17 protein-coding genes are annotated in these 14,797 nt (G+C 34.5%); all 17 read right to left on the bottom strand.

The genetic code is table 11. From position 1 onward, the window contains the following. Positions 1-281: 281 nt before the first annotated feature. The 17 genes from SOY52_RS01700 to SOY52_RS01780 all read right to left on the bottom strand — a co-directional run bounded on the left by SOY52_RS01700 (position 282) and on the right by SOY52_RS01780 (position 14,780). Positions 282-479, bottom strand: a complete 198-nt coding sequence (locus SOY52_RS01700; protein ID WP_320847256.1) for a hypothetical protein — start codon at positions 477-479, stop codon at positions 282-284. Position 480: 1 nt separating this feature from the next. Further along, positions 481-648 (bottom strand): hypothetical protein, encoded by a 168-nt coding sequence (locus SOY52_RS01705; protein ID WP_320847257.1) that lies wholly within the window; start codon positions 646-648, stop codon positions 481-483. 139 nt (positions 649-787) lie between these two features. Next, positions 788-1,543 carry a hypothetical protein gene (locus SOY52_RS01710; protein ID WP_320847258.1) on the bottom strand — a complete coding sequence of 252 codons (756 nt, stop codon included), beginning with the start codon at positions 1,541-1,543 and terminating at the stop codon, positions 788-790. A gap of 38 nt (positions 1,544-1,581) precedes the next feature. Continuing rightward, on the bottom strand, positions 1,582-2,271 hold the full coding sequence (locus tag SOY52_RS01715) for a tetratricopeptide repeat protein (protein WP_320847259.1): 690 nt from the start codon (positions 2,269-2,271) through the stop codon (positions 1,582-1,584). A 64-nt stretch (positions 2,272-2,335) separates the two neighbouring features. Further along, positions 2,336-4,012, bottom strand: coding sequence for a 30S ribosomal protein S1 (rpsA, locus tag SOY52_RS01720; RefSeq protein ID WP_320847272.1), 1,677 nt, complete (start codon positions 4,010-4,012; stop codon positions 2,336-2,338). A gap of 56 nt (positions 4,013-4,068) precedes the next feature. Continuing rightward, positions 4,069-4,701, bottom strand: coding sequence for a (d)CMP kinase (cmk, locus tag SOY52_RS01725; protein ID WP_320847260.1), 633 nt, complete (start codon positions 4,699-4,701; stop codon positions 4,069-4,071). Next, positions 4,685-5,506 (bottom strand): pseudouridine synthase, encoded by an 822-nt coding sequence (locus tag SOY52_RS01730; protein WP_320847261.1) that lies wholly within the window; start codon positions 5,504-5,506, stop codon positions 4,685-4,687. The genes cmk and SOY52_RS01730 overlap by 17 nt, the downstream gene beginning before the upstream one ends. Next, entirely contained in the window at positions 5,503-6,054 is a 552-nt protein-coding gene (gene scpB, locus SOY52_RS01735; protein ID WP_320847262.1) for an SMC-Scp complex subunit ScpB, read from the bottom strand. Before scpB ends, SOY52_RS01730 begins: the two co-directional genes overlap by 4 nt. A gap of 1 nt (position 6,055) precedes the next feature. Next, entirely contained in the window at positions 6,056-7,000 is a 945-nt protein-coding gene (locus SOY52_RS01740; RefSeq protein WP_320847263.1) for a segregation and condensation protein A, read from the bottom strand. Further along, the gene (gene recA, locus SOY52_RS01745; protein ID WP_320847264.1) at positions 7,000-8,046 is read right to left on the bottom strand and encodes a recombinase RecA; all 1,047 of its coding nucleotides are present in this window, start codon (positions 8,044-8,046) and stop codon (positions 7,000-7,002) included. Before recA ends, SOY52_RS01740 begins: the two co-directional genes overlap by 1 nt. A 50-nt stretch (positions 8,047-8,096) precedes the next feature. Further along, positions 8,097-8,549: a D-aminoacyl-tRNA deacylase gene (gene dtd, locus SOY52_RS01750; RefSeq protein WP_320847265.1), complete on the bottom strand. Its 453-nt coding sequence runs from the start codon at positions 8,547-8,549 to the stop codon at positions 8,097-8,099. Continuing rightward, positions 8,546-9,208: a ribulose-phosphate 3-epimerase gene (gene rpe / locus SOY52_RS01755; protein ID WP_320847266.1), complete on the bottom strand. Its 663-nt coding sequence runs from the start codon at positions 9,206-9,208 to the stop codon at positions 8,546-8,548. Before rpe ends, dtd begins: the two co-directional genes overlap by 4 nt. A 66-nt stretch (positions 9,209-9,274) precedes the next feature. Then, the gene (locus tag SOY52_RS01760; RefSeq protein WP_320847267.1) at positions 9,275-9,724 is read right to left on the bottom strand and encodes a DUF6672 family protein; all 450 of its coding nucleotides are present in this window, start codon (positions 9,722-9,724) and stop codon (positions 9,275-9,277) included. After that, the gene (locus tag SOY52_RS01765) at positions 9,724-10,818 is read right to left on the bottom strand and encodes an ABC transporter permease (protein WP_320847268.1); all 1,095 of its coding nucleotides are present in this window, start codon (positions 10,816-10,818) and stop codon (positions 9,724-9,726) included. Before SOY52_RS01765 ends, SOY52_RS01760 begins: the two co-directional genes overlap by 1 nt. Then, positions 10,815-11,882 carry an ABC transporter permease subunit gene (locus SOY52_RS01770; protein WP_320847269.1) on the bottom strand — a complete coding sequence of 356 codons (1,068 nt, stop codon included), beginning with the start codon at positions 11,880-11,882 and terminating at the stop codon, positions 10,815-10,817. The genes SOY52_RS01765 and SOY52_RS01770 overlap by 4 nt, the downstream gene beginning before the upstream one ends. Next, positions 11,879-13,489, bottom strand: coding sequence for a sugar ABC transporter ATP-binding protein (locus SOY52_RS01775; RefSeq protein WP_320847270.1), 1,611 nt, complete (start codon positions 13,487-13,489; stop codon positions 11,879-11,881). Before SOY52_RS01775 ends, SOY52_RS01770 begins: the two co-directional genes overlap by 4 nt. Positions 13,490-13,595: 106 nt before the next feature. Next, positions 13,596-14,780, bottom strand: a complete 1,185-nt coding sequence (locus SOY52_RS01780) for a DUF3798 domain-containing protein (RefSeq protein ID WP_414429577.1) — start codon at positions 14,778-14,780, stop codon at positions 13,596-13,598. Positions 14,781-14,797: the final 17 nt, after the last annotated feature.

Raw genomic sequence — 14,797 nt, forward strand, 5'->3', positions numbered from 1 at the left:
CTATAGTTTGAAATGAATATATTTATCTGTTACCGTTTTAACGATTTAAAAAGGGATAAAATCAGCTTCGATCTTCTTAAAGTTTGCTTGTCCCAAATAGAGTTTGAAATCAACACCACTACAACCTATAGCATTCTGTTATTAGATAGTCTAGTTGACAGAATATCGATTATATCCAAAATATAATAGGTGAATTACCTAAAAATTAGACAAAATCTAGATATTCACCTTGCTAAATTAGAAATTTCTTCTATTTTTCCTGTTTGAAGATTATACATTTGTTAATAACGTCCATTTAATTTTAGTAATTCTTCATGAGTTCCTTGTTCTAATATTTTTCCATTATCTAACAATACAATTAAATCAGAATCTTTTATTTTAGATAATCTGTGTGCAATGAATATTGATGTATGCCCATTTGTAATTAAATTATTATTTTCAAGATTAATTACGATTTCAGAAAGTGATGCAGATTTCATATTAGTTTTTTCTAATAGTTCTCTCTATGACGAATTTGTTTTTTTCTTCTTTTCTAATTAAATTTAATATTCTTCTCTGGCCCTGAAATGGGGTTGCCTTTGTCGAGATCAAATTTCCTAACCTTCTGAAGGTTTTCATTAATTGTATGTTTAGTGATAATTCTTCCATATTAGCAAGGTACCTTGCTAATATTAAATAATAAGTTTTAACCTTTAGCAAATTAAATAAAGTAATTAATAGATTATATTAGTATTTAATAAAAATAATATAATTAATTAACAAAATTATAATTATAACAATACAATTATTAATTATTTTTTATTTCAATATTAGCTATGTTTTTTAAATCAGTCCAATAATCATTTGAAAAGTCTGATGCTAATGATTTAGTTACATTTACTGCAGCAAAGATATGAATTACATATTCATCTTTATCGTCATTATCTTTTCTGTAATCGGGATTTGAATCTGGATTTTCTCTGAATGTCAAATTATTTTTATATCGATAGAAATAACGACTATTATCTTCGTTATCATTTATTGTCATTTTAACTAAAAATTCATTTTTATCTTCAAGTGGACTTAAAGAAAATGCAAACTTAGTTGGGGTTGTTGAGAATGTATAATCAACATGGTTTTCAATTGTATATCTAGGATGTGTAATATATTGAATATTTTCTTCTTTTAATGGATATAAAAATAACTTTTCATTATTCTTTGTTATTTCTACAATACCTGAGTCATCTCTGATAGTAATTGGAATACCATTTACACCATTAGAGCCTCTATAATCAGATTTAAATTGTGAAATAAAGCTATTTGAATAATAATCAGTACTTTGGTTAGTAATAGTATATAGTAATAATACAGCAGGCGATGAATTATTTATTTGTCCATTAGTAAAATAGTTAGCGTTTGTAGCACCAGAATTTAAACTTAATGTAAAGTAAGAATAGTTATATTGATTATTAAATGAAATTGCAGAAGAGAAATCTCTAATAGATGGAATTCCGCAAGAAATAAAAAATAGGAGGATAATTGATAAAGCTATAAACTTTTTCAATATATTCCTCCTTATATTAGAATAATCTTTCTATATAATTATAGAACAACAATTCTTGAAGCTGCAAGCTTTGCATATTCACCAGTAGTACCAAATTCGTCTACTAACTGCTGATATGTTGCTTTTGCAAGTTCGCTATCACCCTTCTCTTCATAGATTCTAGCTACGTTGAAAAGAGCCTTCTGGCTTACTGCTTCGTTCTTACCATAGCTATCCCAAACTTTGTTATAAAGCTCAAGAGCTTTAGCCTGGTTTCCAGCGTTTTCATATGATGCAGCAGCATTAATTAAAGCAAGTGAACCAAGATAAGAGTTATTAGCAGAATTACTTACTTCTTCAAAGATTGAAGCGGCAGCTGAGTAATCTTTGTTATCAAAGCTATATAAACCTTTAAGATATTTAGCCTTTAATCCTGGATAATCCTTACTTGATGCAATTAAAGCGTCTGCATCAGAAAGGAATGTTGATACAGCATTTTTATATTCATCTGTTGTATCATCCATATTAATGAGAGCTGAATACTGGCTATCAAGCTTAGCAATTGCAGTAAACTGCTTTTCGCTATTTTTTCCATTAATAGTTACTACAATACCAATTACAATTACTAGAACTACGACAACTGCAGCAATAATAGCAATTAATTTAGCATTCTTGCTGAAGAATTTCTCTACAGATCCAGCAACCTTCTCGGTTGTTGTAAGTTCAGGTGTATTATCTTTAGCTTTCATCATTACCTCATTTAAATAGTTAGGCGGGGAATTCCCGCCTATACTTGAATTTTATCGAAAGAAATTAGTTATCTTTCTTTGCATTGAGCATATCAGCTAAGGAGAATGTGTCTGAATCATCATGAGTTGAAGACATGTACTTAGCCATCTCTGACTCCTGATTCTTCTTAATCATTTCCTTGACTGAGAGTGAGAGCTTCTGAGTCTGAGGATTAATTTCTACAACCATAGCTGTGATTTGATCACCAACTTTGTAGTTCTCAAGTACTTTCTCATCAAATTCCTGATCAGGACCAACAAGATTGAACTTGCTGATGAGACCTTCGATTCCACCATCAACCTTTACAAATACACCAAAATCTGTGATGTTAGAAATTTCACCTGTGATAATAGAGTACTTTGGATGGTTTTTTCTGAGAGCCTGCCATGGGTTACCTTCAAGGTTCTTAACTGAGAGGCGGATTCTTCTGTTAGCTGGTTCAACTCTTGAAACTGCTACATCGATTTCATCACCTTCATTGCAGAACTGGCTCATGTTCTTAAGCTTCTTAACCCAAGATACATCATCAATGTGTAAGAAACCGTCGATACCTTCTTCGAGGTTAACAAAAGCACCACTGTTAGTAATCTTAACAACCTTACCCTTTAATACTTTACCTACTGGGTATCTTTCTTCGATTGTATCCCATGGGTTTTCAGCAAGCTGCTTAAGACCAAGTGATACTCTCTTCTTATCAAGGTCATAACCAAGAATCTTAGCTTCTACAACATCACCGATACTAAGAATATCTTTTGGATTAGTAATCTTCTTAGTCCAAGAGAGCTCAGAAATATGAGCAAGACCTTCGATACCTGGCTCGATTTCAATGAATACACCAAATGATGTAAGCTTTGTTACTGGAGCCTTTACAACATCACCAACATTGTATCTCTGCTCGAAGTTTGTCCATGGATCTTCCTGCATGTGCTTTAATGAAAGATTAATCTTCTGAGTTTCAGGATCTACATTGATAAGTCTGAGCTGGATAACCTGACCTTTCTTAACGAAATCTTTAGGTCTTGTTACATGACCCCATGACATATCATTGATGTGAAGAAGACCGTCAAAACCACCAAGGTCAATGAATGCACCAAATGATGTAAATGACTTAACTTCACCCTGAACAACATCACCAATTTGTACAGAACTAAAGAACTTCTCTTTGTTCTCTTTGATGATACCTTCAAGATACTCTCTTCTTGATACTACACTCTTAAGCTTTGTGCTTGAGTGGAACTTATCAATTACAAAGTAGTCTGTCTTACCAATTAAAGATTCTGGATCTTCAACTCTTGTAACATCTGCCTTTGATAATGGGCAGAAACCTCTATAATCTGCTCCAAGATCGACTTCGTAGCCGCCCTTGATTACTTTTAAGAACTTGCCGAGGATAGGTGTCTTGTTTTCTGCAGCTTCCTTAAGAGTTTCTGTTCTCTCTTTAGCGTCAGCTTTCTTCTTTGATACAATAACCTGACCACCCTTACCTTCCTTATTAACGATAGCAACATTTACCTTGTCACCAACTTTAGGTAATTCGATAAATTCGTCAACAGGAATCTTTCCTTCGCTCTTGTAGCCTACGTCTACAAATACATAGTCGTTATTTAACTGTACAACAGTTCCGGTTACGATCTGACCGTCTTCAATGCCAGCAAGTGACTTTAGATACTGCTCTTGCAGTAATGACTGCATGTCAGTCATCTGAGTTTCATCTTCCACTTCTTTTGCTCCTATAAAATTACATTAGTTATGTTAAGTTATTTATCCATAACAGAAACAACTTTCTCACAAACTTCCTCAATGGTCAAGTAAGATGTATCAATATAAATAGCATCTTTTGAAATTTTTAATGCTCCAACTTCCTTATTTCGATCATTTTCATCTCTTTGAATAATATCTCTAAGAACTTCTTCATATGTTTGACCTTCTGGATGTTGGTTAATTCTTCTTTTTGCTCTTATTTCTGGAGATGCGTCAAAGTAGAATTTGTACTCAGCATTTGGAAAAATTACAGTAGTTGTATCTCTTCCTTCTGTTACAATATTCATATTTGATGCAACACTTCTAACCAAAGAAGTAATAATCTCTCTTACTCTTGGATCGGAAGAAACATAAGAGGCATTGAGATCAACATCAGGACCATGCAAAAGATTCTCTACATTCTTTCCATCAATACAAATATCTCCATTTACAACAGTGATGTTTGTTTCTTTTGCAGTCTTTAATACACTTTCTTTATCCCTTGGATCTAAACCCTTTTGAATATGGTTATATGTTACAGCGCGATAAAAAGATCCAGTATTGAGAAAATAAAATCCTAGACGCTTTGCAATAAGCTTTGCAATTGTGCTTTTACCACATCCTGCAGGTCCATCAATTGCTATTACCATTTCTTTTCTCCCTTAACGCTTTCTTTTCAGCTTTTTCTCTTTTAAGTGCTGCACCAAACTTCTTTCTTTCAACTAAAGTTGTTTTACCTGCAAGAAGTCCATCAATTTCTTTTTTAGTTAAATTGCGATACTCACCAGGTTGCATGTTACCAAGCAAAATACAACCAATTCTAACTCGAGTTAAACCTTTTACCTCATAGCCCAAAAATGAGAAAATTTTTCTTATTTCTCTGTTTTTACCTTCAATTAAGGTTACCTTGATATAATCCTTTCTACGAGGAACAAATTCATATGATTTAATTCTATATGGCTTATCCATATCGATATAAAGCCCCTTTAAAGCTCTATTTAAATCATCAACGGTGCACATTCTATCTAAGTGAACTAAATACTCTTTTTCTATTTCCTGCGATGGATGCATAATTTTATTTGCAAAATCACCATCATTTGTAAAGAGAATAAGGCCATTGGAATCGCGGTCTAGACGTCCTACATTGAAAAGAAGATTTTGATCTCTAATACCAATTAACTCTCTTGCATACTTTGTTTCATTAGGATCGAAGTTCGTACATACATATCCCTTTGGTTTGTTAAGTGCAATATAATATGATTTATCGACTACCTCTACTGTTTCTGTATCAACTTGGACGATGTCATTTTCATTAACCTTTACACCCATTTCCCTAATTGTTTTATTATTTACCATGACACGACCATCAGCGATAAGCTGTTCACAGTATCTTCTGCTTCCGCAACCGCACTTTGCTAAATAAGCTTGTAGTCTAATAGGATATTCTATGATCATTTCTCTTCTCCTTCACCTTTATCAAATCGCATTTTATCAATATCTGAGAGCTTAGGCAAATCACTTATTGATTGTAAGCCAAATTCAAATAAGAATTTACGGCTAGTACCATATAAGCAAGGATGGCCCTGTACATCCTTTCTTCCAACTATTTTTATGTATTCTCTATCTCTTAAAAGCCTTACGATTGTATCAGAGGTAACACCTCTTATATTATCTATTTCTTTTCTAGTTATTGGCTGAGAATAAGCAACAATTGATAGAGTTTCGAGTGCTGCACGAGAGAGCCTTTTATCAACCTTTTTACCATAGGTTTGTCTTAAATCATCATAAAGCTCACTAAGAGGCGAAAAACAAAATGTTTCATCCTCATTTGTTTTTAGATAAATTCCATGGCCTTCTTTTTCATAAGCCTTCTTTAACTCATTTATTGCTTTCTCACATTCTTTTTCACTGATGTTGCTCATTGCAGCTAGTTTTTCGATAGTCAGTGCTTCATTTTCAATAAATAAAATAGTTTCAATTAACTTTGCATTATGAGATAGCACTCTAATCCTCCTCATCTAAGAGATTTTCTTCATCTCCGATGTACTCTAAATCCTCTTCCTCTTTATTAGTTTCATATTGAATTTCTTCAGCTTCAATGATTGCTTTTGCATCTTTTGTTATTACAGAGAAATCATCTGCATCAGCTAAATCATGTTCTACAATTTCATCATATGATCTATCAACATCATCTGCATCACGCTCATCAAAGTCTAATGGACGCTTAGTTATATATATTTCCCCAAATTCTTCATCTTGCCTTATTAATATCATTGAGAACTTACATGATTCTAGTATAGCCATAAAAGAACAAATGATGTGAAGAGGGTTTGTAAAATCCTTTATTAAATCAGAAAGTTTAATTTCATTACTTTTTTCTAGAAGCTCACCCATAAGAGCTATTTTTTCTTTTACAGTTACTTCTTCATAAACGTTAAATAACTTATTAGGTGCAATTTGCTTTACTAACTTTGAATAAGTTTCTAAAAGAGTCTGTAGAGTAACGTCCTTAAATAAATCTTTATCTTCAAAAGGAAGCGCAAATAAGTTTTCTCTTCGTGGAATGTAAAAACTATCACTAGTTGTTACACCCATAAGTAAATCTGTATATTTTTTGAACTTTTGGTAATCTAATAACCTATCAACAAGCTCCCTTCTTGGGTCCTCATATTCTTCATCAAATTCAACCTCTACAGGTAGGAGCATCCTTGATTTTATATAAAGTAAATCTGCAGCCATTTTATAAAAGTCTGCAAGATTACGAAGTGTCGTTTTATGAGTATTAATATACTCAATAAATTGCTCAGTTATTTCACAAATAGGAATGTTATATATGTTAATTTCGGCTTTCTGAATTTGGTATAAAAGTAAATCAAGCGGGCCTTCAAACTCTTCTGTTTTGAAGACCTGCTTTACCTCACCAAAATTCTCCTGGCTTTCAGTTATCATTACTCTTCTTTTGTCTCTGTAGCAGTTTCTTCTTCTTTACTAAACATAATCTTTCTTAGCTTAGCAACAAGTTCTTCTGTTATTTGAGGATTATTAGTAAAGTAATCAAGAGTTTTATCTCTACCTTGACCAATCTTTTCACCATTATAACTGAACCATGAACCAGACTTTTCAACTAACTCATACTTTAAAGCTGCATCAAGCATAGAACCTACATAAGAAATACCCTTACCAAATAAGATATCAATTTCACACTTCTTAAATGGTGGAGCAACCTTATTTTTAACAATCTTTACTCTAACTCTATTACCAACGATATCATCTTGGTTTTTACCAATTGACTCAATCTTTCTAACATCCATTCTAACAGATGCATAGAACTTTAGTGCATTACCACCTGTTGTAGTTTCAGGGTTTCCAAACATAACACCAATTTTCATTCTAAGCTGGTTGATGAAAATAATGGTTGCATTACTTTTTGCTAAAATACCAGTTAGTTTTCTGAGAGCTTGGCTCATCAAACGAGCTTGAACACCCATGTGTGAGTCTCCCATATCACCTTCAATTTCAGCCTGAGGAGTAAGCGCAGCTACAGAGTCAATAACAACGATATCAACAGCACCAGAACGCACAAGTGATTCTGCAATCTCAAGTGCTTGCTCACCGCTATCTGGTTGGCTTATCCATAAATCATCGATATTAACGCCTAAGTTCTTTGCGTAAGTTGGGTCTAACGCATGTTCTGCATCGATAAATGCTGCAGTTCCTCCACCCTTTTGGCATTCAGCAATTGCATGTAAAGCAAGTGTTGTTTTACCTGAACTTTCAGGTCCATAGATTTCAATAATTCTTCCCTTTGGGTATCCACCTACTCCTAATGCTTCATCAAGCAGGAGAGATCCAGAAGGAATAGCCTCGATATCAAGAGTATCCTTGGCATCACCAAGTCTCATAAGTGAGCCTTTGCCAAATTGTTTGTCAATTTGTGCTCTAGCTGCTTCGAGTGCTTCCGCCCTAGCCTTTTTTACACTGTCATTCTTTTCCATATATTTAGTCTCCTGCTAATAATAGTAAAAATTTTTATTTTTTTGTTATTTTATTTGAAAAGATCTCTACTTTCTAGCACAAATGTTTCAGGTCCATCATTTACGTAAGAAACCATCATGTGTGCCCCAAACTCACCAGTGCTAACCTTATAACCTTGAGATATAAGATAGTCTATGGCTTTTTCATAGAATATTTTCGCTTTACTTCCTGGAGCCGCACTATCAAGAGAAGGACGATTACCTGCATAAATATTTGTTTCAAGAGTGAATTGGCTGATAAGTAATATACTTCCACCATAGCTCTTTAAATTTAAGTTCATCCTATTGTTTTCATCTTTAAAGATTCTCATCTTTAAGATTTTTTCAAAAAAAGGAATTACATCCTTTTCATCATCATCCTTTGCAACTCCATAGTAGATAAGCATTCCATCATCAATTGAGCCAACGATATTATTATCTACACTTACTGTTGCATTGTGGACAGTTTGAATAACTGCTTTCACTTGCACTCCATAATTAATTTATTCATTTTTGAAACAAATTCTGCTTTATCATCACTTAAGAAGAATGCTGATCCAGTTACTGCTAAATCAGAACCAGCAGTAGCTACATCTTGAACTGTTGAAAGATTAACACCTCCATCAACACTAATTAGATAATTGAAATCTTCTTTTTCCTTGATATCTCTAAGTTCTACTACTTTATCAAGACATGATTGTATAAGCTTTTGTCCACCATATCCTGGATTAACTGTCATAACTAATACTAAATCAACCATATCAAGGATAGGTAGAATTTGGGAAACAGGAGTAGATGGAACAATTGATATTCCACATTTAATTCCTGCAGCTTTAATTCTTTGTAATACTCTATGAATGTGTACTGTACTTTCTTGATGTATTGTAATAATGTCGCTACCTGCTTCGATAAAGGAATCGATTTTATCTTCTGGGCGTTCAACCATTAAATGAACATCAAATATTAAATTACAATTTCTTCTGATATCTTTAACTAGTTTAGCACCAAAGGTTATTTCTGGTACAAATAAACCATCCATTACATCTAGATGGAGATATTCAAGTCCAAGTTCTTCAACTTGGCTAACTGCTTTTGCAACATTGGAAAAGTTGCATGATAGAATTGAGGGAGCTAATTTCATCATGAAATTAATTATATACAAATTCCTTTATAACATAAAGGGCTACACGAACGTGTAACCCTAATAGTGTTATTCAAATAATGCTGCTGTATCGTCTGTGATAATTTCATCCCCTCCAGTTTGTACGCTTTGAGTTTCAATGATAAACTCCTGCATCCATTCACTTTGGTCTAAACCTGCCATGAAGGCTGGAAGGTTAATTATTACATTTTTCATATTTAAAGGAAGCTTTAGTTTTATTTCTTTCTCTTCCCCATTAGCCTCTACCTTGAATTTGTGACTTTGATTAACAACAGTAAATACATCTCTATCACGTTTAGCAAGACCAAGAGGTTCCTGCTTATCAACAGATACTTCTACATAGCTAAAAGCCTTTAATGATCCATAATCCTTGTTATCAATGTAGATGTTATGTTGCTTACCTATTACATACATCAAAATAGCTACTAAAATTACTACAAGTATTGCAACTAAGCGAATATAAAAGGTTTTTGTTGGTTTTTTTACCTCAAATTTCATTATTTATTCTCCTCTTTAGTTGCAAGTTTTTTACCTGCTTCAAGCTTATCTCTCTTTTTCTTAAGTTCATACAGAACAAGAGAAAGAGTAATTACACCATAGGAAACGAATACTCTGAAGTATTCACCAAGTTGTGCTTCACCAATAAGGTTCTTTCCTGCATATGGTGATACATAGAACATTAAGTGGAATAGGATTACACCTAAGAATACGTTTCTAATGTTAGCCTTAGAAACAGATGCACCACCAACTAACAGAGCTGCTGCAGAGAACATACCAATTTGGTTGTGGCTATTGTAAGTATTTAATGTACCCATGTTTTGAAGGTAGATAATCATACCGTAGCCAGCTAAAACAGTTGAAATGATAATTGATAAGATTCTTGTCTGTTCAACTTTAATACCACTATCTCTAGCAACTTCCATATCCTGGCTTACAGCTCTCATGTCTTGACCAAGCTTTGTTTTTCTAAACCAAAGAATGAAAACACAAAGAAGTGCTATTACTAAGAATGTTGCTAAAGGAATACTTACTCCTGCTATTTTTAGAGGAATAAGGTTATCTAAACACTTACGTATACCAATAAGGTTTACTGTGTTTCTGATACCATAGCCTCTAGGTAGAAGGATATCTGATTTAATTGGAATAATTACACCCATTAAGAAAAGTACAACAAGTTGATATACACCATTAACGAAGAAGCCAATGATATAACTTGTTACCATTTCTCTACCTTTTGCCATGTTTAAAATCTTTCCACAAACATAACCAAGTAAAATAGAAAGAGGTGTTGAAATAATTGCAGCAAGTACCATTCCAGGAATTCCTACAACACCCCACTCTGTGATGAATATTAATCCAATTTGACCTGCCATTGCACCTAGAGTCATACCGAAGTTAAGACCCATACCTGCCATGATAGGAATAAGTAGTGAAATTACTAGAAAGCTATTTCTAGCTAATCTTGTCATCATTTCGTTAGCAATTGCAGTTGCTGAGAAACCAGAATAGATGATTCCAAAAATACCAATAACAATAAAGATAATTGGTACAAGGTTATCTAAGACAAAGGTCTTAATATTTGTCTTTTTCATTTAGTTGCCTCCGTCTTTCTTGTGAGTGCGTAAAGAATCATACCGTTAGATACGATAATTCTGATTACTTCACTCATATCTGTGTGTACTAGTGAGTTCATTACAGATGGAGTCATTGTTACAATTCCCTGATAAAGTAATGTACCAATAATTACATTTGAAATTGTTGCTTTATTTACTGAAGCTCCACCAATAAGAATTGCTGATACAGCAGGAAGTGCCATGTAGAATGGTCCCATGTATAGCTGTATAAATCCAAATGCCTGCTGGTATGCTAAAATACCAATTGCACCTAAAACAGTTGACATAATAACTGATAATGTTCTAGTTGCATCAACATTAATACCTGATGCTCTAGCAAATATTGGGTTAGAACCAACAGCTGTCATTGCTGTTCCTTTTTTAGTGTGTAAGAAAGCCCACATTAAAAATGCAAATAATGCAAAGAAAAGTAAGGAACCTGTTGGAATTACTAGATTACCAATTTTGATTTGTAAAAAGTCAGTTAAGATGTGTAAGTAGTAGCCCTCTGTAGAAATAGTTGTTCTTAATCCTGTTCCCTTATAACCCCATACCATTTGTGGGTTGTTATATGGAAGTAAGAGCCACATCATACACATAAATGATACAATTGCATAACCAACATAGGTTGCAATCATCATTTCACCACCCTTTACTTTGTTTAATAATACTCCGTATGCCCAACCAAAGATTATTCCAAAGAATGATGCAATAAGTACTGCCATTACAAATGATAATGGACCAGTAAAACCAAGCTGCATGGAAATAGTACCACCAAGAAGTCCTGCAATAATACCAACTGGTAGGCCGAAGTTAAGACCACAGCCAGAGTGAATCATTGGAACCATTGCAAGTACCATAATACTATTCATACCAAATCTCTGAAGTACATCAGAAATACTTTGTGTAATACTTACACCACCAAGAGGTGCAATTACAAAGAGCATTATTAAGAAAAGAGCAATAATTAATCTTGGCCATCCAAAGGAAGCGATGAAATTATTTACAATGCTCTTTACACTTTTTTCATTTGTTTCGCTCATCGCTCTTCTCCTTTCTCAACCATTTCGTGAGCTCCAACCATAAGATAGCCAAACTCTTCACTTGATGCAGAAGCTGGAAGAATACCCGCAACTTTACCATCTGTGATAATAGCAATTCTATCGCAAGTAGTTCTTAACTCTTCAAGTTCAGAAGATACCATAATAATTGTTGTACCTGCTTCTCTATTGTATTTTCTTAATGCCTCCAATACTAAGGCTTTAGCACCAACATCTATTCCTCTTGTTGGTTCGCTAACCATTAGTAGTTTTGGCTCAAGTGCAAATGCTTTAGCAAGACAAATCTTTTGCTGGTTACCACCACTTAAAGCCTTTGCCTTTTGTTTTGAGCTAGTACACTTAATTTTAAGTTCATCAATGTATTTTTGAGTAACTTCTTCAATTGCCTTTTGGTCTCTCCACTTTACAAGTCCACCAAGATATTTTTTTAAGTATTTATCTTGGGCTTGCATTGCAGTAAAAGAAACGTTCCATTCAAGTGATTCATCTAATAATAGACCAACACCTCTTCTATCCTCAGATACAAAGGCTAAACCTTTCTTTAAGCAATTAGCTGGATCGTTAAGATTGATTTCTTCATTATCGAAAACAACTTTACCACCAGCTTGATAAAGGCCCATGATACCATTTGGAATACCTAGTTTACCTTGTCCTGCTAAACCTCCAATACCGAGGATTTCCCCTTTCTTTACTGATAAATTAACATTATGAACAAATTCACCTGGCATATTAACCCATAATGATTGGATATTCATGATTTCAGGAGCATCAATTACTCTATCTGTCTTTTCACCACTAAGGCCTTTTACTTCACGACCAACCATTGCTTTTGTGATTTCTTTTACGTTGGTCTTATCTTTATCAAGCTCACTGATGATACAACCATCTCTCATGACAAGAATCTTGTCACAAACTTCCATTATTTCACCTAAACGGTGAGTAATGAAGATAATTGAAATACCTGACGCTGCAAGTTTTTTCATTGTAACAAGAAGAGTTTCTGCTTCTTTTTCAGTTAATACAGCAGTTGGTTCATCGAGTATTAAAAGCTTCATATTCTTTCTAGAAAGTTCACGAGAAATCTCAGTAAACTGCTTATGACCAACAGGCATCTCGCTGACAACCATCTCTGGAGATAATTCAACACCGAGTCTGTTAATTGCTTCTACAGCTGTTTTTCTCATGTCTTTTCTGTCTAAAGTATTCATTCTAGAACCAAAGACTTCTGTAAGGACATTGTATTTTTCACTTTCTCTATTTAAAACAATGTTTTCAGTTGCTGTGAAATCAGGTAGTAGAGAAAACTCTTGGTGAACCATACCAATACCTGCAGCAAGAGCATCAAAAGGAGATGAGAAATTTACTTTTTGTCCATCAAGCAAGATATCACCACTATAACCACCAGTTTCGCTGATATCTTTCATACCAAATAGAATCTTCATCAATGTACTTTTGCCAGCACCATTTTCACCAACAAGACCTAAGATTTGACCTTTTTCAAGTGTAAAATTGATATCTTTAAGAACTACATTGCCGAAGAAATCTTTTTTTATCCCTCGTGCTTCAAGGAGCATGGGAGTTTCTTTCATATTTTCTTCCTCTTTATATTTTGGTCTCATGTTCTTAGATAATTTTTATCCAAGAACATCAAACCGGAGAGACATGCTCTCCGGATAAATGATAAAGCTAATTTTACTACTTAATTGTGAAGTACTTTTCTGGAACTTCAACATCAGCGTTACCCATGTAGCCTTTACCACCCATGATATATGTATCCTGGTAGATAAGAACTGCATTCTTAGATCTAACGCCTGTTGTAGCATTTGTATAGAATGAACCATTCCACTTAGCACCTGGTGTAAACTTGTTGTAAGCTTTCCAAAGGTCGTTAAGGTTAGTTGGCTGGCTTTCACCCTTAATACAGTTAATAGCGTGCTGGCCAAGAGCAGCAGACTGTGTATAACCATATGAGTAAGCCCATGTACCAAATCTATTAGCACCACCCTTTTCTGTGATAGCTGCTTCAACCTTGTTAAGGATAGCTGTAAAGTTACCCTGCTCTGCTGTGAGGTCAAGACCAAGAGCACCAGGATAACCCATGAGAGGTGATGGAAGGTCAGCTTCGATGAAGTAACCACCATACTGTAAAAGCTGCTTGAGGAGAGGTTCTGTGTGTGCATCGTTTGTACAGAAGAATGCTGAATTCTTACCATACTGTTCAATCCAAGCTGGAACTTTCTCGAGAATGTACTGTTGTGCACCTGCAACACCTACATCTGATGTTGGGTCTGGAGCAGTTTCGAGAACGAACTTCATTCCAAATTCTTCACAAGCTGCTCTCATGATTGCAACACGGCGGCTCATTGTCTCGTAAGACATGTGTCTTGGGAATGAGATATGAACAAATGTATCACATCCAAGTTCATGTGCTGTTCTGATAATTAAGTAACCACGTGCTACGAAGTCGTTATTACAAACAAGGTCAGCTGTAGAACTAATTACTGGGATATCTTCATGTGATTCACCAGCGAAGCAAAGAATGTCAGGTCTCTTCTCTTTGATCTGGCGGAAAGCTTCAGTTGTACCTGGAACTGCCTGGTTTACGATAACAGCCTTCATTAATGGATCATCTGCAAGACCAACAATTACTGCGATTGTTGTTTCCTGCTCGTCCATGAAGTTGTCAGGGTATGTAACGTGCTGAATCATGCCACCATCTTTTACAGCGCCATATTCTGCAATAAGTGCTTCTGCACCTCTGAGGTCATCTTCACTCTGTGATACTGTACCTGTAACGATACCAACATGGAATGTATCTGAAGCTGGAGCAGCCTCTTCCTTTGCACCGTTAGCAAATACACAAGAAAGAGCGATAAGCATTACTAAAAGAGCAACAG

It is taken from the genome of Bullifex sp. (assembly GCF_034103065.1).
Classification (GTDB): Bacteria; Spirochaetota; Spirochaetia; order Sphaerochaetales; family Sphaerochaetaceae; genus Bullifex.

Coding starts and splice junctions, on each gene's coding strand:
- SOY52_RS01700 (WP_320847256.1), bottom strand. CDS start 479: ATGAAATCTGCATCACTTTCTGAAATCGTAATTAATCTTGAAAATAAT.
- SOY52_RS01705 (WP_320847257.1), bottom strand. CDS start 648: ATGGAAGAATTATCACTAAACATACAATTAATGAAAACCTTCAGAAGG.
- SOY52_RS01715 (WP_320847259.1), bottom strand. CDS start 2,271: ATGAAAGCTAAAGATAATACACCTGAACTTACAACAACCGAGAAGGTT.
- rpsA (WP_320847272.1), bottom strand. CDS start 4,012: ATGACTGACATGCAGTCATTACTGCAAGAGCAGTATCTAAAGTCACTT.
- cmk (WP_320847260.1), bottom strand. CDS start 4,701: ATGGTAATAGCAATTGATGGACCTGCAGGATGTGGTAAAAGCACAATT.
- SOY52_RS01730 (WP_320847261.1), bottom strand. CDS start 5,506: ATGATCATAGAATATCCTATTAGACTACAAGCTTATTTAGCAAAGTGC.
- SOY52_RS01740 (WP_320847263.1), bottom strand. CDS start 7,000: ATGATAACTGAAAGCCAGGAGAATTTTGGTGAGGTAAAGCAGGTCTTC.
- recA (WP_320847264.1), bottom strand. CDS start 8,046: ATGGAAAAGAATGACAGTGTAAAAAAGGCTAGGGCGGAAGCACTCGAA.
- rpe (WP_320847266.1), bottom strand. CDS start 9,208: ATGATGAAATTAGCTCCCTCAATTCTATCATGCAACTTTTCCAATGTT.
- SOY52_RS01760 (WP_320847267.1), bottom strand. CDS start 9,724: ATGAAATTTGAGGTAAAAAAACCAACAAAAACCTTTTATATTCGCTTA.
- SOY52_RS01765 (WP_320847268.1), bottom strand. CDS start 10,818: ATGAAAAAGACAAATATTAAGACCTTTGTCTTAGATAACCTTGTACCA.
- SOY52_RS01770 (WP_320847269.1), bottom strand. CDS start 11,882: ATGAGCGAAACAAATGAAAAAAGTGTAAAGAGCATTGTAAATAATTTC.
- SOY52_RS01775 (WP_320847270.1), bottom strand. CDS start 13,489: ATGAAAGAAACTCCCATGCTCCTTGAAGCACGAGGGATAAAAAAAGAT.
- SOY52_RS01780 (WP_414429577.1), bottom strand. CDS start 14,780: ATGCTTATCGCTCTTTCTTGTGTATTTGCTAACGGTGCAAAGGAAGAG.